This window comes from Secundilactobacillus mixtipabuli (genome assembly GCF_002217925.1).
In the GTDB taxonomy this organism is placed as follows: domain Bacteria; phylum Bacillota; class Bacilli; order Lactobacillales; family Lactobacillaceae; genus Secundilactobacillus; species Secundilactobacillus mixtipabuli.
In genome coordinates this window covers 57,825-77,164 of record NZ_BCMF01000002.1, presented here as the reverse complement: position 1 = coordinate 77,164, position 19,340 = coordinate 57,825, and the positions used below count along the sequence as shown (strand labels likewise).

Here is a 19,340-nt window from a genome sequence, read left to right as displayed (position 1 = left end):
GGACTAACCATGGCAGATAAACAATTAATGGCTTACGCAGTTGGTGAGCAGATGAATCTGATGGCACTTTTAAAGAATGTGAGTGTTCGGGTGGCCAAAAATGGCAAGCAATATCTCGATTTGACCTTTGAAGACCAGTCGGGTGAAATTACTGGCAAGTTTTGGGATGCCAGTACTGCTGATATCGAACGCTATCAAGCTGGCCGAGTCGTTCGACTAGCTGGCAAACGGGAAAATTATCAGGGATCCCCACAAGTTAAGATTGGTTCACTACGGCTGGCCAATGCTGATGAACCGCATGATCCAAGTGATTTTGTCGTTCACGCGCCAATGAAAGCCAGTGAGATGGAAGATGAACTCAATCAAGTCGTTTTCGAGATCACCAACCAAGTTTGGAACCGCATCGTTCGTTTCCTCATTGCCAAACATCGGGACGCCTTCTTCACGTATCCGGCGGCTAAACGTAATCACCACGCGTTCCAAGGCGGATTAGCTTATCATACGCTGTCAATTCTGCGCTTGGCACATAGTGTGGTGAAACAGTATCCGACCCTTGATGCACCGTTACTTTACGCGGGTGCTATCCTGCACGATTTAGGCAAAGTGATTGAACTGTCTGGTCCTGTTTCTACCCAGTACACGGTAGAAGGAAACCTGTTAGGGCATATCAGCATTGTAGATGGCGAAATTGTGTCTGCCTGCAATGAACTAAAATTTGATTTAAATAATGAAAATGTTGTTTTACTGAGACACATGATTCTCGCGCACCACGGTTTGTTGGAATATGGGTCGCCAGTTCGGCCGCGTTTATTAGAAGCCGAAGTGCTGCATCAATTGGATGAATTAGACGCTTCAATTATGATGATGACGAATGCAATTGAACATACAGCTCCCGGTGAATTTGGCGAACGGTTATTTGCGATGGACGGCCGTTCGTTCTACCGGCCAAACGAACCGCAGATTGGTGAGCAAGATAACCAGGAATGACAAAAAAAGATCGACCAATATTTGGCCGATCTTTTTTATTTGATACCCGTTACGTTAACTTACTTCTTTGATGAACTGCTTGAAGTCAAGTAGTCAGCAAGGACGTTTTGTAATTGACTATCCTTAATTGAAACGTTACCCTTTTTAAGGACTTTAGAAACAACGCTCTTCAATGTTGCGCTGTCGTTCATGCGCTTATCAATGATTTGGTTCTTAAGTTCAGTTTCATGTTGTTTGTAAGTACCCTTACCAGGGTTGTCGTCCATCTTGATGACGTGGTAGCCATAAGAAGTCTTAACCGGGGTAGTTGTGTACTGGTTAGTCTTCAGTTTGAAGGCAGCCTTCTTAAAGGTTGAATCAAGTTGAGTGTCGGTGTTGTCGAATGGATCCAACTTGCCACCCTTGTTCTTAGTAGCAGAGTCGGTAGAATACTTCTTAGCTAATGAAGCGAAGCTCTTCCCATCCTTCAACTGCTTGATAACATTTTCAGCAGTTGATTTCTTAGAAACTAAGATGTGAGAAACCGTAACCTTTGGTTGGTAACCTTTGAACTGCTGCTTAAGTTGTGCATCGGTTACTTTGGTGTTAGCCTTAACAGCTTCCTTCAAAAGTAAGTTGGATTTGATCTGCGTCTTCAATTGAGAAGCAGTCATACCGCTTTGTTGCAGAACACTGTTGAATGATGAACCGTATTGTTTCTTATAGTTATTGTATTCTTTGGTAACATCTGAATCTTTGACCTTGCTGCCAAACTGCTTATCAAGCACTTTGTTCAAGATCATCTGTTGTAAGACTTGCTTACCACTAGACGTATTTTTCAAGCTGCTATAAAATTGACTTTCTGTAATTTTACCGCCTGAAGTGGTGGCAACTGTTTTGCTACCGCAAGCTGCAAGGGTCAAACTTAACATGACACCTGCAAGAGCAACGAACCATTTTTTCATATCCGAAAACACATCCATTTCTTTAGATTAGTTTCATCCCGTTGGGACATCTTACTTAATATAACATAAACTGAAATTAATTTTCAGTTGTAAAGGGAACTTAATAAAAATTGAATACTTCTATTGATCTGATTTGGGCTTTCCTAGAGCGTCAAGCCGCTTATCAATGGCATCGAGGTGCGGTTGAATTTTAAACTGAAACTGATCGACTGCTGATTCAATGCTGTTGATAGCGGGCTGGGCCCTTTTAAGCTCGGCTTGAAAGGCAGCTAAACGCGCTTTGACTTCGTCACTTTGCCGTTTAACGTCGCTTAAAGCAGCTTTCTTTTGTTCAAAGCGGTCGGCTGTTTCTTGGATAAAGTCAATGGGCGACTGCTGCTTGCGGTATAAATGAATGGCTAATGACGTCCCCGCGGTGAGCAGGGTACTGACTAAAAATCGTTTCATACTTTCACCTCGCCTTAGAATTGCGATTTGATGGCATTTTGAATATCAGTGTAGGCTTTTTCGTCATACTTGCTGGAGTTGTCTTTAAAGCGCATACCGAAGTCATCGTGATCCGTGTAGCGCGGAATTAGATGAATGTGTGAGTGGAAGACTGACTGGTAAGCAACCTTACCGTTATTGTTTAAAATGTTGAGGCCCTTGATTTCAGGGTTAGAATTCTTAACGGCTCGCGCAATCATTGGAATCTTACTGAACACCGCAGCGGCTAAATCAGCATCGTAAGCATAGATGTCAGGGACGTGGGTCTTAGGAACAACCAATGTGTGTCCCGGTGTGCCTTGTGAAATGTCCAAAAAGGCTTTTACATCGTCATCTTCATAGACAGTATAACTGGGGATCTCTCCCTTAATAATTTTGCAGAAAATGCAATCATCATCGTAGTTATGAATCATTTTAAATCCTCCTTCAAAAATCATAAAAGTTAGTTTCAGTATACCGCATTATTCCTAAATTCCATACACCTCTGCGTATGATATAATGAAACCAATTGACTAAAATATAGAGAAATGAAGGGATGTTCATGACGCTTCAGGTGACGAAAGTCGTCGGTGGCTATTCACAGATACCGGTATTGAAAGAAGTCACGTTTGATGTTCAAGATGGTGAACTAGTCGGTTTGATCGGGTTAAATGGTGCTGGTAAATCAACAACGATCAACCACATCATCGGCCTACTTACGCCCTTTAAGGGTGAAATCAAAATTAACGGTTTAACTCTAAATCAAGATAAAAATGGCTACAAAAAACAAATTGCTTATATTCCGGAAACGCCGATTCTCTACCAGGAACTGACGCTAAAAGAGCACCTGGAAATGACGATGATGGCCTATGACCTCGATCGTGATCAAGCCTGGGAGAAAGCCAATCATTTACTCAGCATTTTCCGGTTAGATAACAAGCTGGACTGGTTTCCGGCTAACTTTTCTAAGGGGATGAAACAAAAGGTGATGATCGTGTGCGCCTTTATTACGGATGCACCACTGTTTATCATCGATGAACCATTCCTCGGGTTGGATCCACTGGCGGTCCACGACTTACTGAACTTGATCGACGAGCAGAAAGCCAAGGGCGCTAGCGTATTAATGTCGACCCACGTTTTGGATACTGCTGAAAAGTATTGCGACCGCTTCGTTTTACTTCACGATGGGACGGTTAAAACAGAAGGAACGTTGCCAGAGCTACGCAAGGCATTGCCGGATGCGGGGGAATCCCTAGATGATATCTATATGTCGATGACGAGGGCTGATCAGCATGAATAATTTATATCGACAGCGATTGTCCAGTCATTTAAAAGAAATGTTTAAATACTTACGGCTAGTCTTTAATGATCACTTTGTCTTTGCTTTACTGATTTTTATTGGTGGTCTGGGACTGGCTTATTCTAATGGTCTTAAAGTTTTGCAGCCGCATTTGTGGTGGGCGAAACCAGTTATCGTGGTGGTCTTATTACTTGTGCTGCAATTAGGCCGGCTCGCAACGCTGTTTCAGGACGCTGACGTGGTTTTCCTGCTGCCAAAAGAGGCGGAAGTACGTCAGTATCTCAAGGGTGCACGGTTGTACAGTGAAGGACTTGCCTTCATTTATGAATTATTTGGCATGTTTGTTTTACTGCCATTCATTCAAGTAACCGATGCGATGCCTATTTTTGACCTGGCCTTGATTGCTGTGACCCAATTATTGTTGAAAGACAGTTTATTTAGTTTGGCTGTTATCAGACGCTTTCAGGTTAAATCAGGCTGGTTGAAGCAAGCCTTTTGGTTCAAATGGATTGTCCCGTTAATGATCCTACTCGTCAGTGTTTATGCGCTGCCGGTTCTCGGTACATTACTGGGATTGATCTTAGCCATTAGCTTACGCGTAATGGATAAACGCTACGATGCAGTGCCATTTGATTGGTGGCAAAGCATCTCACTGGAAAATAACCGAATGATGGGCGTTTATCGCTTCTTCAACCTATTCACCAACGTTCCCATGCTCAAAGGTGTAGCTAAACGACGCCGTTATTTGGACTGGTTACTCAACATGGTGAAGGTGACCTCTAAGAATACCTATCTTTACCTCTATAGTCGCGGTATCGTCCGCAGTGGCGAATTCAGCGGTTTGTACTCTCGATTAACGCTGCTGGGAATGATTTTACTGTACTTCGTTCGTGGCACCTGGCTGCCGATTGCGTTGGCGGCTTTATTCCTCTATTTGATTGGCTTCCAGCTGATTCCGTTTTACTGGCAGTTTGATGATATTGTCTTCACTCACTTGTATCCCATTGCGGAAAAACAGCGGGTGGCTAGTTTTAGACGACTCATGTTTTCACTTACCGGTATTACAGCCATTCTTTTCTTGGTCATGGTTTTCTTAGCCAACCGAAGCTTTCAGGTTGGTCTCATTGCACTGGTCGTTGAGTTAGTCGAAGTCTTTGTCATGGTGCAATATTATTTGCCATTGCGCTTAAGAAAGAAAAAGTAGCAAATACCAGTTGACTCAATTGGTCTGTTTGCCTAAAATGAACAGTAATCTTAAACGGCGGGCTTGATTTAAGTTCGTCGTTTTATCATGGAAATCGGAGGAACAACATGCGCGTACGTAAAAAGCCATGGGCTGCAAAATACATTAAGGATCATTCAGACCTAATCGTGACTGATCCTGAATCACAGTTGGGCCATTGGCAGGAACGTTTCCCAAGTCAGCAACCCATTCAAGTTGAAATTGGGATCGGTAAGGGCCAATTTATTATTGAAATGGCTCGGCAAAATCCTGGCATTAATTTTTTGGGAATTGAAATTCAAGAGTCGGTGATTGCCACAGCACTACGTAAATTAGTGGCAAGTGAGCTGCCAAACGTGCAACTGGTCGAAACCGATGGTGCTTTTGTCGACACTTTATTTGCAGCGGGCGAAATTGACAAGTTGTACTTGAACTTTTCAGATCCCTGGCCAAAAACGCGGCATGCCAAGCGACGGCTAACGTCACCTAATTTTTTAGTTCATTATAAGAAAGTACTCAAAAAAGAAGGCCGCATTCAATTCAAAACGGATAACCGCGGTTTATTTGAATACTCATTGACCAGTTTCAATAATTTTGGGCTGACCTTCGATGAAGTTTGGCTGGATCTGCATAATAGTGACGGCAACGAAGGCAACGTTCAAACGGAATATGAGGAAAAATTCAGTCAAAAGGGCCCAATTTACAAGTTAGTCGCTCACTTTTAATGTCGCAAAATAAAAATATCCCTACCGCAATTAATTTTACGGTGAGGATAGGTTTTGTAAGTTATGAGGCGTTGATTACAGGCGGTTCATTTTTAGAATACTGCCCGTTTTAGCGTCGGCAATAAACTCATAGGAGACAAGTTTGTGATCTTCCATTCTTGAAAGACCACCGGAGTACACCATGGTGTGAATCGCGAATTGTGCGTGTTTATGTGGGTGTTCATCAATCCAAGACCCTTCGATTGTTGATTCTTTGCGAAAAGCCTGCTTAACGCTGTTCAAAATGGCATTGGGTGTCATATATTGTCGGTTAAAGGCTGATTTACCCATGAAAAAGCCAAATAAAATACTGAGTAGAGAGAGTAGACTTAGCTGTTGATAATCTTTTATGTTGAGTTCCATACGCGATTCCTCCTGCGCTATTTAGTATTATGGTAGCTCAAAATTCGATTTGATACCAGATTAATGACCTTTTTCTAAAAAGGATGTATAATCAATTTACTGAAAAAAAGTAAGTGAGGAGAATTTCGATGGAAAAATTACCTAAGATGTCAAAAGACCAGTTGCTCGAAAAGATTAAAGAGGGCCGTTACATGCTGTTTTTCTCAGCAACATGGTGCCCAGACTGCGCGTTTATTAAGCCTTCAATGCCAGCTATTGAAGCTGAGTATCCCGACTTCAAATTTCTCAGCGTTGACCGGGACGAAAACATTGATCTTGCTGTTGAATTAAACGTGTTAGGCATTCCTAGCTTTATTGCGTATAATAATGGTGAAGAAATCGGTCGCTTCGTAAATAAAGACCGCAAAACAAAACAGCAAGTAGAAGATTTTATTAATGCACTTTAATTTCTTTTACTTTCGAAAGGATGCTCCATGTTAATTTCTAGTTATAATCAAAAGGCACTGGGTGACGTGATGATCATCTATCTTGCACCAGATGCTGAAGAACAATCCGTTGTTACTAAGGGTGATTTCACCCGTATTTTCGACCCGAAAACTGATACCACGTTAGGTTACAACGTGGCTCACGTCTCAACTATTTTGGGGGCCATTGATCAGAATGGTCAGGTTTTCTTATCAGAAGAACAGGTTGCTAAGTTAAACGAAGCAATGGCTGCCGCAGGTTTTGAGCCAGAACTGAAGGCTGATTTGTCACCGAAATTTATCGTGGGCTACGTTGAATCAGCTGAACCGCATCCTGATTCTAATCACTTATTGGTGACCAAGACGCGGGTTCAAGATGGTAAAACACTGCAGATCGTTTCGGGTTCGCCTAATATGCAGGCGGATATTAAAGTGGTGGTGGCCGAAGTTGGCGCAATGATGCCAGATGGGCTGATTATTTGGCCAGGTAAATTGCGTGGCGTTGAAAGTGATGGTATGATTTCATCAGGAAGAGAATTAAAGATTCCCGGGGCACCCGATCGGCCGGGCGCGTTGATTTTACCTGATGATTATGAAGTTGGAACGCCATTTGACTTTGACAAGGCACAGACTTTATTCAGTTAAATGAACGATGTAAGAGGAGCCGATGCTCCTTTTTATTTTGCCCTGAGCAGTTTAAAAGATGATCAAACTAACTTGAATACTGAATGGATGACGAGATATGAATCACTATGATGGACCAGCTTTTTACCGAAAGTACCGCAGACCCAAAAAGTTGGCTGAAGAACCTGCTTCACCGGCGTTTAAAGTCCCTGGCAGGCAATTAAAGCACGCCGACGAGGAACCGGCGATTTTTCAGCGAGACGAAATTCAACGCAAAGAACTTATTCAACGTGAGGCGAAAAGACGCGCTGAGCAACGGCCTGATACGCCGCCAGAGCCTCAAAAAGAAATTAAGAATGAGTGGCGGCCCGCAGCACCTTTCCGACCGACTCAGGTCCCTAAGCAACTCCACACGCGGGTGAAAAGAGACCCAAAAGTTAATTACACAGCCATTGTTGACCGTTATTTTCTAAAACGGGATAGCGATGTGCTGTTATTTGATGATGGGACGACGGTCATAACGACGCCAGTCATTGAAAAGCAACAACTCACTTTTGACAACGGTAGTGAAACTGACGCTGATGAGCCGGTAAAAGAGGTTCAAAACGCGTCTCAACAGTCACATCAAGCGGTATCAGATGAGCAGTCTGATACCAGCCGGTCTGAAAATGAGCAACGGATTGCGGCTATTCAAAAACGAATCGATAATCTAAAAGCACAGCATGCTGAAAAATCAGTGACAGCTAACCAAACTGATGAGTCAACCAAAAATAAACCGGCTGTTCGGACACCAGCTGAGGACACTGATGATCAGACAATCCCTGGATCAGCGCAAGTTGCTGATGAGCAACCAGCCGCGAGTCAACACCAACATGACGAGGCCACAGGTACAGAAGTTGTTGCCGATCCGAAACCAATCCGGCCAGCTGTGGTCACTCAGCCAGTTCATGAAACTCAGCAGCACCAAGAGGAAGCGCAAGTTGAACCGGTAACTGAAAAGCCAGAACCAGAACACGGTTTAGGCCACTCCTTAGGGGATATTCTTGAACAGGAAAACACGAGTTCACAGATGAATAAATTGGCGCTGTTTCAAGATAAACCAGCGGCCAAGCCAACTGAAGAAACACCGACGGACCGTGGCTATCATTTTCCCGTAACCTCTTTGTTAACGCCACCGGTGGCAACGGATGAAAACGCGCTGGACGAATGGATCGAACATCAAGGAGAAGTTCTGGATGAAACCCTGCAGGCTTTCCACGTGGATGCACACGTGGTTGACTGGACAGTTGGCCCAACTGTAACGCAATTCCAAGTTCATCTATCGCTGGGTGTTAAAGTTAATAAAATTACGAATTTAACGGATGATTTAAAGCTTGCTTTAGCTGCTAAGGATATCCGAATCGAAGCACCGATCCCCGGCAAAACAACCGTCGGCATTGAAATTCCAAACCCGAAAACTCGGCCAGTGATGCTGTCCGAAGTCCTGGAGTCAAAAGCCTTTAAAGAGAGTGCGTCACCATTGACAGTTGCCCTTGGTGTCGATCTTTTTGGTCAACCAAGAGTGACCGATTTAAGAAAGATGCCCCATGGTCTAATTGCCGGTGCGACGGGTTCCGGTAAGTCGGTCTTCATTAATAGTTTGCTGATTTCATTGCTGTACAAGGCGACGCCAGCACAGTTACGCCTCTTGCTGATTGACCCTAAAGCGGTTGAATTAGCACCATATGACGGCTTGCCGCATTTACTCGCTCCTGTTATCTCTGATCCGCAAGCTGCCGCGGCTGCCCTGAAGTGGGCGGTCAAAGAAATGGACGATCGTTATGATCGACTGGCAGCAGCGGGTGTCCGAAATATTGAGCAGTACAATGACCGGGCTGAATTAACCAGGGACTACGCTCAGAAATTACCTTACATTGTGATCGTGATTGATGAGCTGGCTGATTTGATGATGATGGCTTCCAGTGAAGTGCAGGATTACATTGTCAGGATCACGCAAAAAGCACGGGCAGCTGGGATTCATTTACTGATTGCAACGCAACGGCCGAGTGTCGATATTGTCACGGGTACGATCAAGAATAATATTCCAACTCGGGTAGCTTTCATGGTCTCCTCGCAAGTTGATTCACGGACGATTATCGATACTTCGGGTGCTGAACGGTTGCTAGGGAAGGGTGATATGCTCTTCTTGGGCAATGGTGCCTCGCAACCCGTTCGGCTGCAGGGGACCTTTGTCGACAAAGAGGTTGACCGAGTCACTGACTTTGTTCGGACACAGGGCAAGCCACATTATGCCTTTGATCCGGACGGTTTGCTGGAAAAGCAGCAGGTTCAAGAAAGCCAAGATGAATTAATGCCGGAAGTACTCGACTACATCGTGCAGGAAAAGACGGTTTCAACGTCTAAACTGCAACGGGTCTTTTCGATTGGCTACAATCGGGCAGCTAATTTGATCGATACGCTTGAAAATAAGCAGTACATTTCTGGTCAAAACGGTTCAAAACCCCGCGATGTTTTTCTGACGGAGAAACAGCTAGCTGAAATGCGGGCTCCCAGAACGGACTAAAAAGTGAAAGCCACTCATGTTACAGTGCACAAAATGCACTGTTCAAGAGGTGTTCGCTCTGCTAAAATATTGATATGGACCAATGATGGCTGATTAACCAGCAATAGTCGGCCTAAATTAAATCATTGAAACGATGAAAAGAGGATTTTGATGGACAACACAACCACGTATTATTTTGTTGGTATCAAAGGATCAGGGATGAGTTCACTTGCACTCATTCTTCATGATAAAGGTTATAAGGTAGCAGGATCAGACATTACGCAGTACACGTTCACGCAACGTGGACTGGAACAGGCCAAGATCCCCGTTTACCCATTTGATGAGGCGAATATTCGCGAAGGCTTAACGGTCATTGCTGGGAATTCCTTCACAGATGATCATCCAGAAATTAAAAAAGCGCGGGAAATGGGCTTGCCCGTTTACCGTTACCATGAATTTTTAGGTAAGTTAATTGAAGGGTATACCAGTATCGGTGTTGCCGGTGCGCATGGTAAGACCAGTACGACTGGCTTACTGTCACACGTGTTGTCCGGAATCGCACCAACGAGTTACTTGATTGGTGATGGGACTGGTAAAGGGACACCCAATGCACGTTTCTTTGTTTATGAAGCCGACGAATACCGTCGTCATTTCTTAGCAACTAAGCCGGATTATGCGATCATGACTAACATCGATTTTGATCATCCGGATTACTACAAGGATATCAACGACGTGTTTGATGCGTTCCAGACGTATGCTAACCAAGTCACTAAGGGCATCTTTGCTTGGGGTGATGATGAAAACTTACGTCGTTTGAAGACGGATGTGCCGATTTATTATTATGGTACAAGTGATCGGGATGACTTCCAGGCTCGTAACATCAAACGAACAACTCAGGGTTCACAATTTGACGTTTACTATCATGATAAGTTCTTAGGCAACTACCACATTCATCTGTTTGGTGAACATAACGTGCTGAACAGTTTGGCTGTTATTGCTGTAGCCTACTTTGAAGAAGTCGACTTAGATGCCATTAAGAAGGAACTTTCGAACTTCAAAGGGGTTAAACGCCGGTTTGCAGAACGTAAAGTGGCTGATATGACCATTATTGATGATTATGCGCACCATCCATCAGAGATTCGCGCTACGCTAGATGCAACCCGTCAAAAGTATCCTGACAAAAAAGTGATCGCCGTCTTCCAGCCCCACACTTTTTCGCGTGTGATTGCTTTGATGGATGATTTCGCTAAGGCTTTGAATACCGCTGACGTGGTTTATTTGACTGATATTTTCAGTTCTGCTCGTGAATCTAGTGGTAAAGTTTCCAGTGCCGATCTTGCCAAGAAGATCAATAAGGGTGGCGAGATTCTGAAGCTGGACAACATGTCGCCTTTGCTCGACTATCATGATGCCGTTGTTGTCTTCATGGGTGCCGGTGATGTTCAGAAGTACGAACGGGCTTATGAAGAACTACTGAGTCATTTATCACTTAAAAACAACTAAAGATTAATATTTTCTAAAAGGTGAGACATTCACGCTTGAGGTAATCGCTTTTCATTGCTTTTTCCACTGAGGTTGTTAAAATGTATTCTTAATGAGGGATATAAAAGGAGGAACCTTAATGAACAATTACGATGAACAACCGCGACGAGTCATTAATGCGGATGTCGGCTTAAATAAATTTCTAACCAAGATGTATGGCTGGATGGCGGTTGCCGTACTACTTTCAGCATTTGCCGCCTTTTACGTTTCAACGACGCCAGCCTTGCTGTCACTCTTCACGGGGTCTTATCGATTGGTTCCAATCATTGTTTGGTTTGCTTTCCCATTTTTAGTCAGTGGACAGGCAATGAAGCGGCCATCGGTTAGTCTTGTACTGTTAATGGTTTATGGGTTATTGACCGGTGGAATTATGTCGATGTACGCTTTGGTGTACACCGGTACCACCATGGTTAGTGCCTTCGTATCCAGCGCATCGATCTTCATTGCCATGGCTGTTTACGGTGTCGCAACTAAGCGTGATTTATCACGGGTGGGTGCTCAGGCAACTTCCGCTTTAATTGCGTTGATCGTTGCCTTCCTGATTAACATCTTTTTGAGAAGTTCATTGATTGCGTTTGTCTTCTCAATTATTGGTGTTGTGATTTTCACGGCACTAACGGCCTCTGACAGTCAAAAGATGAAGCGCCTTTACTTACAAAGTGATGGTGGTGCAACTACAACGACTGGCTTGGCAATTATCGGTGCGATGCAGCTGTACCTCGACTTCGTTAACCTGTTTATTTTATTACTACAGATTTTCGGTGGTATGGGTAACCGTGATTAAAGTTAGATGTTTGATTAAATTATGATTTAGATTCGATATAGAAGTGATAAAAAGCAGATACTAAGTTTAGTATCTGCTTTTTTGCTGTCTTTAGGCCCATTACTAACGTATTTGCAAGTTTGTTTTTCAATAATAAGGAGATTGCTTAATAGAATTCATGCAAAAATAACCGCACATCATTAATTTTTATACAATCTAATGTAAACAGGTTGAATGAAACCACTATCGACGCTGTTTTTGAAATAAGTAAGGTTCTGTGGACAGCGGTTGATAGTCACTTTGTGAAGATGAAACATGTTTCATGATTTGAAACACGTCACACTCCCTGTATGACACTATCAGAAGGTGTGAAAACGCTTTTTTAATTTATCAATTTCTCGTATGATTCAAGTGTAAAGAAATTATAAATTATTTTTAAAGGAGTTCTTATCATGACAAAACGTGATTTCATCGATACTAATACTTATACACAGAACGAGATTCAATATATGATCGATTTAGGGATCAAACTAAAAGAATCAATCAAAAACGGTTACTATCCACCACTATTGAAGAACAAGACCCTAGGCATGATCTTCGAACAAAGTTCAACCCGGACACGGACTTCTGCTGAAGCAGCCATGACTGAACTTGGTGGTCACGCACAGTACTTAGCACCAGGCCAAATTCAATTGGGGGGTCACGAAACTATTGAAGATACGTCGCAGGTATTGGGCCGGATCTTGGATATCATCGGTGCCCGTGTTGATCGTCACCACACCGTCGCTGAAGTTGGTAAGTACGCTAAGGTGCCAGTTGTTAACTTTATGAGTGATTACAACCACCCAACTCAAGAACTTGGCGACATTATTACCATGACTGAACACTTACCAAAGGGCAAGAAGTTAAGTGATTGCAAGATTGTCTTTGTTGGTGATGCAACTCAAGTTTGTGTTTCAACCATGTTTATGACCACTAAGATGGGGATGGATTTCGTTCAATACGGACCTAAGGGCTTCCAGATGAAGGATGACGTTGTCAAGATCGGTAAAGAAAACGCCAAGAAGTACGGTGGTAGCGTCACAATCACTGAAGATGCTGACGAAGCAATGAAAGATGCCGACTTTGTTTACACCGACGTTTGGTATGGACTTTACGACGATGAGATGCCTAAAGAGGAACGGATGAAGATCTTCTACCCTAAGTACCAAGTTAACGATGCCTTGATTGCCAAAGCATCAGACCATGTTCAATTCATGCACTGCTTACCAGCTACTCGTGGTGAAGAAGTGACTGATGAAGTACTTGACTCAGATTATTCCATTGTTTGGGACGAGGCTGAGAACCGTAAGACGGCTATGCGTGCAATCTTCGTTTACTTATTAAACCCAGAATTAAAGTACGCTTCAAAGGCTGTTGGTGATAAATATGATGCTGAATTTGAAGTGATGCTCAGAAACGCTGTTGACGAACGTAACAACTAGTTTCGGTTAGCGCATGGACGCTAAAGATTGGAGATAAGCATCATGGAAAACGGGAAACCAAAGAAAAAATTTAGGTTGTTTGATGCCGTGCTGATGTCCGTGGTTGTTATCATGGTCGTAGAGTCAGTCGCTCCGGCTGCCGCAATCGGGACTTCACAGTTCTTTTGGTGGATTTTCTTACTGATTTTGTTCTTCGTTCCATATGGGTTGATTTCTTCTGAACTGGGGACGACCTATGTGGGTGAAGGTGGCTTATATGACTGGGTCAAACAAGCTTTTGGCTCACGTTGGGGTGGCCGGCTTGCTTGGGTTTATTGGATCAACTACCCCATTTGGATGGCCAGTTTAGCCGTGTTATTTGCACAAGTCGCTGACACCATATTCGGCATTCATATGAATCTTTGGGTATCAATGATTGTTCAGCTGCTCTTTGTTTGGGTGGTCGTTATTCTAGGCAATAAACCCGTTTCAGAGTCTAAATGGATCATGAACCTGGCCGCTTTCGCGAAGATCTTTACCATTGCGGCATTAGCTGTTCTTGGGATTTACGTGGCTGTCACGAAGGGTGTTGCAAACAGTTTCGCACCAAAGAACTTATTGCCACAAATGAATATTAATGGTTTAAGTAACTTATCAGTCATCATCTTTAATTTCCTTGGTTTTGAAGTTGTGGCAACGATGGCTGACGACATGGACAATCCAAAGAAACAGATTCCTCAAGCCATTGTCTATGGCGGAATCCTGATTGCCTTCTTCTATGTCATTGCAGCTTTTGGCATGAGTGTCGCTGTGCCAACTGATAAACTTTCAGCTTCAAGTGGTTTGATCGATAGCTTCGTGCTCTTGGTTGGTCACATGAACTGGTTTGTGGTTCTAGTTGCTATCATGTTCCTTTACATCTTGGCTTCTGAAATGGTTTCATGGGCGTTGGGTGTCAACTATGTTGCTGATTATGCTGCCAAAGATCACGTTTTACCTAACGTCTTTGGTATTGAAGATAAAAAGAATAAGATGCCTGTTGGTACTGGTTATTTGAACGCCGTTGTCGCATCAATTCTCGTCATCGTTTCACCGTTCATTCCGAACAAGGATATTTTCTGGGCCTTCTTCTCATTGAACGTTGTTGCCTTACTCATGTCATACATGATGATGTTCCCAGCATTCTTGAAACTACGTCATTCTGATCCAGATCGTGAACGGCCATTTAAAGTACCCGGCGGTCCAGTGATGATTCAGTTAATGACTTGGGTGCCAGAAATCTTATTGATTGCGACGGTCATCATGACGGCATTCCCACTTAATGGCAGTGCTGAAGAGATGTCTAGCAAGATGCCAATCTTGATTGGGACCATTATTACTTTGATCATTGGTGAAATCGTTGTCCGTTATGCAGAACACAAGAATAAAGTACAGTCCGAACACGCAAACAAAAAGGAGAGTTCATTATAATGACTAAAACATTAGATAGTACCCCGAAAAAAGACGGTTTTAGAATGCCTGCAGAATTTGAACCTCACAAAGGGGTTTACATTCTATGGCCACAACGTCCAGATAACTGGCGTAACGGTGGGAAACCTGCTCAAAAGACGTTTGTTAAAGTCGCTGAAGCGATTTCTGAATTCGAACACGTTACGGTTGGTGTCAACGACGATCAATACGAAAATGCTCGGACGATGTTACCCGACAATGTTGAAGTGGTTGAGATCTCAAACGATGATTCTTGGGTGCGTGACTGCGGTGCAACTTTTGTCAAGAACGATAAGGGCGACTTGCGTGCAGTTGACTGGACTTTCAACGCTTGGGGTGGCTTGGAAGATGGCCTTTACTTCCCTTGGGATAAAGACGACCGGGTTGCTCAAAAAATGGCTGAACTCGAACGGGTTGACCGTTATCGCCTAGATGACTTCATTCTTGAAGGTGGTTCCATTCACGTTGATGGTGAAGGGACTTTGATCACGACTGAAGAATGCCTGCTATCAAAGGGCCGTAACTCACAATTATCTAAAGCACAAATCGAAGAAGTTTTGAAGGAACACTTGAACCTCGAAAAGATTATTTGGTTGAAGAAGGGCATTTACCTTGATGAAACCAATGGTCACGTTGACAACATCGCCAATTTCGTTAAACCAGGTGTGGTTGCTTTAGCTTGGACTGACGACAAGAACGATCCGCAATACGAAATTTCAAAAGAAAACCTAGACATTTTGGAAAACGCAACGGATGCTAAGGGTCGTAAGCTTAAAGTTGTTAAGCTGTACGTGCCAAGTCCCGTTAAGATCACCAAAGAAGAAAGCGAAGGCGTTGACGCGGTTGACGGGACCTTACCACGTACTGAAGGCGAACGGTTAGCTGCCAGCTACGTTAACTACTACACGGCAAATGGTGGTATTGTCTTCCCAACTTTCGGTGATCCAAACGATGCCAAAGCTGAAAAGACGCTGCAAGAATTATACCCAGACCGTAAGATCGTAGGGGTTCCAGCCCGTGAAATCTTACTCGGCGGTGGTAATATTCACTGCATTACGCAGCAAGTGCCAGAAAACTAAGAGCGTGTAACAAAACGGTTTGAGACTGGCGTGTAAGGGGCTGCCGGCGTAATCCCCGAATTTGGGATTATGCCGGCAGTCCCTTACACATAAGGCTCAGTTTTGTGGAACGCGTTTCATCAAAGTAAAACAAAAACTAAGAAAACCTCGGAGGTAAAGCACATGACAAAACGACGAGTTGTCGTTGCCTTAGGCGGTAACGCAATTTTATCTAAAGATGCCTCTGCGCAAGCACAGCAAGAAGCGCTTCGAAAGACGGCAAAGTATTTGGTTCAATTTGTGAAGCAGGGTGATGAGTTAGTCATTTCCCACGGCAACGGGCCGCAAGTTGGTAACTTACTGCTTCAGCAGGCTGCTGGCAGCACGGATACTAACCCGGCAATGCCGATCGATACTGCCGTTGCCATGACGCAAGGCAGTATTGGCTACTGGCTGCAAAATGCCATGCGTGAAGAGCTGACTAAAGCTGGTCTCAATAAGTCAGTGGCAACGGTGGTGACCCAGGTTGAAGTGAGTGAAACCGACCACGCGTTCAGCGATCCAAGTAAACCAATTGGACCATTTTATTCAAAAGAAGTTGCTGAGCAGCAGCACGTTGAACATCCTAACTACAAGTATGTTGAAGATGCTGGGCGTGGTTATCGTCGCGTTGTTCCTTCACCTAAGCCGGTTAATGTTGTCGAAGCCGACGTTGTTGAAAAGCTAGTTGATGGCGGCGTGATTCCCGTTTCAGTTGGTGGCGGCGGTGTGCCCGTCGTTCGGGTGAATGATCGATTAGAAGGCCGAGAAGCGGTGATTGATAAAGACTTTGCTTCCGAAAAATTGGCTGAACAAATCCATGCCGATATGTTGATCATTTTGACGGCTGTTGATCACGTTTTCGTGAACTTCAACACCCCCCAGCAAAAATCTTTGACAAACGTTACCGTTCCCGAGTTAAAGCAGTATATTCAGGAAGGCCAATTTGCTAAGGGCAGCATGCTGCCAAAGGTACAAGCTGCGATTGACTTTGTTGAAAATACCAAGCACGGGAAAACGGTGATCACGTCACTCGAAAACATTGGTGATTTTCTTGCTCGTGGTGAGGGTACGGTGATCAATCAAATACCCGAAAACATTATGAATAAATAGGTTTTGGGAGTATTCAGTGTAATCAGGCTGGATACTCTCTTGCTTTAGCCATATTTGAAGCTTAGAATATGAAGATGTTTTAAATATAATATGTATAATAATTTAAAAAGGGGGCTATAACATGGAATTAAAAACAAAACCGATTGATGATGATTTTTGGTTACCCGCGGCTTTTGCAGAAAATCAGGCGGGTTACATGATATGGCCGCAGCGTCCGGATAACTGGCGGAATGGTGGCAAGCCAGCACAACGGGTTTTTACGCAATTAGCGGGGATCTTGGCGCAACGAGAACCCATCACCATGCTGGTAAACGAAAGCCAGTACAAAAACGCTAAATCAATGTTGCCTGAATCGGTTCAAGTGATTGAGATGAGTAGTGATGATGCCTTTATAAAGGATACTGGCCCCTTTTACGTCGTGAATAAACAGGGTGATATCCGGGTGGTTGATTTTAATTTTAATGCTTGGGGCGGCTTAGTTGATGGGCTGTATTTCCCGTGGGCCAAGGATAACGAACTTGCTATTAAAATGGCTGACCTCGACCGGCTGGATTATTATCGCTGTTCACGGGTTCTGGAAAGCTGTTCCGTGATGTCCGATGGCGAAGGAACACTGTACACTACAGAAGACGTTATTTTGTCTGAAAGCCGCAATCCGTCACCTTCTAAAGAGGAAGCTGAAAAGGTTTTTCACGATTACTTTGGGATTAAAAAAGTAGTGTGGTTAAAAGAGGGCTTCTTCTTAGATGAGGTTGGTGGCGATATTGATAACATGTTAAATATCATTCGGCCTGGAGAAGTTGTCTTATCTTGGACGGATGATCAAAGTGATCCCATGTATGCTATTTGCCGAAGAGCGGAGACAATTTTGAAAGCCACAACGGATGCGCGAGGGCGCTCAATTATCATTCACCGCATGCAGCTGCCAGCCAAACAATTACTCTCCGAAGAAGAGGCTAATGGGGTCGATCCCATTAATGGCATGCTGCCACGGGTTGCTGGGCAGCGGTTGCCAGCGACATACGTCAATTACATTGCAACGGATCACATGATCGTGATCCCAGAGTTCAATGACCCACAGGATGAGATTGCCCGTAAGCAGCTGGCAAGTCTTTATCCTGAGCGCAAAATCGTCGGCTTCCCTGCTCGAGAAGTCTTAACTGGCGGTGGTGGTTTGCATACGATTGTACTCAGTGTTCCAGGGAAACAAACAGGGGGGCTTAGATGAATTTCTTTGAGATCGTTAATCCACATTTAAGCTCATTGACCAACAATGAACAATCGCTTTTTGACTTTGTCGTTAAAAATATGAATCAAATCAAAAATCAAAGTATCCGTGAGGTAGCTGCCGAAACGTTTGTTTCTACTGCCACCTTTTTGCGATTCGTGAAGAAAATTGGTTTTGCTGGTTTCAGTGAGTTTACTACCGTCATCAAATATACGTTGTTAAATGACGATTCACATGATGAAAAAGAGATGCCCTTTACAGTTTCACAGACTGACTACCGTGAAGAGTATCTGAAAAACATTACTGAATCCGTTCGCGTGATCCCTGTAAGTAAGCTCCAGCAGATCACAAAGTTATTATCGGCACATCCGAAGATATTTTTCTTTGCCAAAGGGATCAGTAAACACGCTACCGATTATATTTATTACCTTTTCACTATGGCGGGTTTTGATGTTGAATTTCCACGGGAGCACGACTACCGTGATATTGCGCGTCAGCAAATTCAAGTTAATGATTTGGTTTTCATTTTGACCTATGATGGTATGGACGGCGAATTCTTAGAGATGATGAATCAACTTATGAGTGAGCCAGAAAAACCATTTTTGATTTCCATCACCGAACCTGATAACAATACGATTCAAAATTTGAGTGACATCAATTTGTACATCTTTTCGGATTCAGTGAAGGTCAACGGTACCGATATTAGTTCACGAATCTCTACCATCGCATTGATGGAATTAATTTTGTATCAATACATTGAAGATTTTGGTGGTCGGGACTTTAACTTTGTTAAGCGAAATAAGCAATAAGAATAGATCAAATTAAAAGGTGCAACGACGATGACGAAGCAAAACGTTAATCGTCGCAGGCGCCTTTTTTAATGGTCAGAAACTGACTAGTTAGGTGGCGTGACAATTTAATTTGGACTTGATTTTTAATTGTCTAATTTCTCTGGTAAACTAGGGGTAATA

Annotated in this window: 19 protein-coding genes; 15 read left to right on the top strand and 4 right to left on the bottom strand. The window is 43.6% G+C overall.

Features of this window, described 5'->3' with window-relative positions:
• Positions 1-9 precede the first annotated feature (9 nt).
• The gene (locus IWT5_RS01760) at positions 10-987 is read left to right on the top strand and encodes a 3'-5' exoribonuclease YhaM family protein (protein ID WP_089108240.1); all 978 of its coding nucleotides are present in this window, start codon (positions 10-12) and stop codon (positions 985-987) included.
• Between the two features lie 59 nt (positions 988-1,046).
• Here the strand turns inward: IWT5_RS01760 and IWT5_RS01755 are convergent, their stop codons facing one another.
• The 3 genes from IWT5_RS01755 to IWT5_RS01745 all read right to left on the bottom strand — a co-directional run bounded on the left by IWT5_RS01755 (position 1,047) and on the right by IWT5_RS01745 (position 2,830).
• On the bottom strand, positions 1,047-1,931 hold the full coding sequence (locus IWT5_RS01755) for a peptidylprolyl isomerase PrsA (protein ID WP_089108239.1): 885 nt from the start codon (positions 1,929-1,931) through the stop codon (positions 1,047-1,049).
• Between the two features lie 120 nt (positions 1,932-2,051).
• Positions 2,052-2,378, bottom strand: coding sequence for a hypothetical protein (locus IWT5_RS01750; protein WP_089108238.1), 327 nt, complete (start codon positions 2,376-2,378; stop codon positions 2,052-2,054).
• Positions 2,379-2,392: 14 nt separating this feature from the next.
• Positions 2,393-2,830 (bottom strand): HIT family protein, encoded by a 438-nt coding sequence (locus IWT5_RS01745; RefSeq protein WP_089108237.1) that lies wholly within the window; start codon positions 2,828-2,830, stop codon positions 2,393-2,395.
• Between the two features lie 128 nt (positions 2,831-2,958).
• Between IWT5_RS01745 and IWT5_RS01740 the strand changes: the two genes are divergently transcribed.
• From IWT5_RS01740 to trmB, 3 genes are all read left to right on the top strand, one after another.
• Positions 2,959-3,696 (top strand): ABC transporter ATP-binding protein, encoded by a 738-nt coding sequence (locus IWT5_RS01740; protein WP_089108236.1) that lies wholly within the window; start codon positions 2,959-2,961, stop codon positions 3,694-3,696.
• Complete coding sequence (locus IWT5_RS01735; protein WP_089108235.1) at positions 3,689-4,900, top strand: ABC transporter permease; 1,212 nt, start codon at positions 3,689-3,691, stop codon at positions 4,898-4,900. The genes IWT5_RS01740 and IWT5_RS01735 overlap by 8 nt, the downstream gene beginning before the upstream one ends.
• Before the next feature lie 107 nt (positions 4,901-5,007).
• Entirely contained in the window at positions 5,008-5,643 is a 636-nt protein-coding gene (gene trmB, locus IWT5_RS01730) for a tRNA (guanosine(46)-N7)-methyltransferase TrmB (RefSeq protein ID WP_089108234.1), read from the top strand.
• Positions 5,644-5,718: 75 nt separating this feature from the next.
• Here trmB and IWT5_RS01725 read toward each other — a convergent pair whose 3' ends face one another.
• A complete protein-coding gene (locus IWT5_RS01725; RefSeq protein ID WP_089108233.1) occupies positions 5,719-6,045 on the bottom strand; it encodes a hypothetical protein in 327 nt (108 codons plus the stop codon).
• 128 nt (positions 6,046-6,173) lie between these two features.
• On the opposite strand from IWT5_RS01725, the gene IWT5_RS01720 reads away from it, so the two are divergent.
• From IWT5_RS01720 to IWT5_RS01670, 11 genes are all read left to right on the top strand, one after another.
• Positions 6,174-6,491, top strand: coding sequence for a thioredoxin family protein (locus tag IWT5_RS01720; RefSeq protein ID WP_089108232.1), 318 nt, complete (start codon positions 6,174-6,176; stop codon positions 6,489-6,491).
• 27 nt (positions 6,492-6,518) lie between these two features.
• Positions 6,519-7,154: a YtpR family tRNA-binding protein gene (gene ytpR, locus IWT5_RS01715; protein ID WP_089108231.1), complete on the top strand. Its 636-nt coding sequence runs from the start codon at positions 6,519-6,521 to the stop codon at positions 7,152-7,154.
• Positions 7,155-7,251: 97 nt separating this feature from the next.
• Positions 7,252-9,696 carry a DNA translocase FtsK gene (locus IWT5_RS01710; protein WP_089108230.1) on the top strand — a complete coding sequence of 815 codons (2,445 nt, stop codon included), beginning with the start codon at positions 7,252-7,254 and terminating at the stop codon, positions 9,694-9,696.
• 150 nt (positions 9,697-9,846) lie between these two features.
• The gene (gene murC, locus IWT5_RS01705) at positions 9,847-11,178 is read left to right on the top strand and encodes a UDP-N-acetylmuramate--L-alanine ligase (RefSeq protein WP_089108229.1); all 1,332 of its coding nucleotides are present in this window, start codon (positions 9,847-9,849) and stop codon (positions 11,176-11,178) included.
• A 118-nt stretch (positions 11,179-11,296) separates the two neighbouring features.
• Positions 11,297-12,001, top strand: a complete 705-nt coding sequence (locus IWT5_RS01700; RefSeq protein ID WP_089108228.1) for a Bax inhibitor-1/YccA family protein — start codon at positions 11,297-11,299, stop codon at positions 11,999-12,001.
• 431 nt (positions 12,002-12,432) lie between these two features.
• Positions 12,433-13,464 carry a putrescine carbamoyltransferase gene (ptcA, locus tag IWT5_RS01695; RefSeq protein WP_089108227.1) on the top strand — a complete coding sequence of 344 codons (1,032 nt, stop codon included), beginning with the start codon at positions 12,433-12,435 and terminating at the stop codon, positions 13,462-13,464.
• 42 nt (positions 13,465-13,506) lie between these two features.
• A complete protein-coding gene (locus IWT5_RS01690) occupies positions 13,507-14,913 on the top strand; it encodes an APC family permease (protein WP_089108226.1) in 1,407 nt (468 codons plus the stop codon).
• Entirely contained in the window at positions 14,913-16,010 is a 1,098-nt protein-coding gene (gene aguA, locus IWT5_RS01685) for an agmatine deiminase (protein WP_089108225.1), read from the top strand. The genes IWT5_RS01690 and aguA (IWT5_RS01685) overlap by 1 nt, the downstream gene beginning before the upstream one ends.
• 162 nt (positions 16,011-16,172) lie before the next feature.
• Positions 16,173-17,141, top strand: coding sequence for a carbamate kinase (arcC, locus tag IWT5_RS01680; protein WP_089108224.1), 969 nt, complete (start codon positions 16,173-16,175; stop codon positions 17,139-17,141).
• Positions 17,142-17,262: 121 nt separating this feature from the next.
• Positions 17,263-18,369, top strand: a complete 1,107-nt coding sequence (gene aguA, locus IWT5_RS01675; protein WP_089108223.1) for an agmatine deiminase — start codon at positions 17,263-17,265, stop codon at positions 18,367-18,369.
• Positions 18,366-19,178 (top strand): MurR/RpiR family transcriptional regulator, encoded by an 813-nt coding sequence (locus IWT5_RS01670; RefSeq protein WP_089108222.1) that lies wholly within the window; start codon positions 18,366-18,368, stop codon positions 19,176-19,178. The genes aguA (IWT5_RS01675) and IWT5_RS01670 overlap by 4 nt, the downstream gene beginning before the upstream one ends.
• The last annotated feature ends 162 nt before the right edge of the window (positions 19,179-19,340 follow it).

Excerpts from the sequence above, each read along its gene's own strand:
- IWT5_RS01760 (WP_089108240.1), top strand. The coding sequence starts at position 10 with ATGGCAGATAAACAATTAATGGCTTACGCAGTTGGTGAGCAGATGAAT.
- IWT5_RS01755 (WP_089108239.1), bottom strand. The coding sequence starts at position 1,931 with ATGAAAAAATGGTTCGTTGCTCTTGCAGGTGTCATGTTAAGTTTGACC.
- IWT5_RS01750 (WP_089108238.1), bottom strand. The coding sequence starts at position 2,378 with ATGAAACGATTTTTAGTCAGTACCCTGCTCACCGCGGGGACGTCATTA.
- IWT5_RS01745 (WP_089108237.1), bottom strand. The coding sequence starts at position 2,830 with ATGATTCATAACTACGATGATGATTGCATTTTCTGCAAAATTATTAAG.
- IWT5_RS01740 (WP_089108236.1), top strand. The coding sequence starts at position 2,959 with ATGACGCTTCAGGTGACGAAAGTCGTCGGTGGCTATTCACAGATACCG.
- IWT5_RS01735 (WP_089108235.1), top strand. The coding sequence starts at position 3,689 with ATGAATAATTTATATCGACAGCGATTGTCCAGTCATTTAAAAGAAATG.
- trmB (WP_089108234.1), top strand. The coding sequence starts at position 5,008 with ATGCGCGTACGTAAAAAGCCATGGGCTGCAAAATACATTAAGGATCAT.
- IWT5_RS01725 (WP_089108233.1), bottom strand. The coding sequence starts at position 6,045 with ATGGAACTCAACATAAAAGATTATCAACAGCTAAGTCTACTCTCTCTA.
- IWT5_RS01720 (WP_089108232.1), top strand. The coding sequence starts at position 6,174 with ATGGAAAAATTACCTAAGATGTCAAAAGACCAGTTGCTCGAAAAGATT.
- ytpR (WP_089108231.1), top strand. The coding sequence starts at position 6,519 with ATGTTAATTTCTAGTTATAATCAAAAGGCACTGGGTGACGTGATGATC.
- IWT5_RS01710 (WP_089108230.1), top strand. The coding sequence starts at position 7,252 with ATGAATCACTATGATGGACCAGCTTTTTACCGAAAGTACCGCAGACCC.
- murC (WP_089108229.1), top strand. The coding sequence starts at position 9,847 with ATGGACAACACAACCACGTATTATTTTGTTGGTATCAAAGGATCAGGG.
- IWT5_RS01700 (WP_089108228.1), top strand. The coding sequence starts at position 11,297 with ATGAACAATTACGATGAACAACCGCGACGAGTCATTAATGCGGATGTC.
- ptcA (WP_089108227.1), top strand. The coding sequence starts at position 12,433 with ATGACAAAACGTGATTTCATCGATACTAATACTTATACACAGAACGAG.
- IWT5_RS01690 (WP_089108226.1), top strand. The coding sequence starts at position 13,507 with ATGGAAAACGGGAAACCAAAGAAAAAATTTAGGTTGTTTGATGCCGTG.
- aguA (WP_089108225.1), top strand. The coding sequence starts at position 14,913 with ATGACTAAAACATTAGATAGTACCCCGAAAAAAGACGGTTTTAGAATG.
- arcC (WP_089108224.1), top strand. The coding sequence starts at position 16,173 with ATGACAAAACGACGAGTTGTCGTTGCCTTAGGCGGTAACGCAATTTTA.
- aguA (WP_089108223.1), top strand. The coding sequence starts at position 17,263 with ATGGAATTAAAAACAAAACCGATTGATGATGATTTTTGGTTACCCGCG.
- IWT5_RS01670 (WP_089108222.1), top strand. The coding sequence starts at position 18,366 with ATGAATTTCTTTGAGATCGTTAATCCACATTTAAGCTCATTGACCAAC.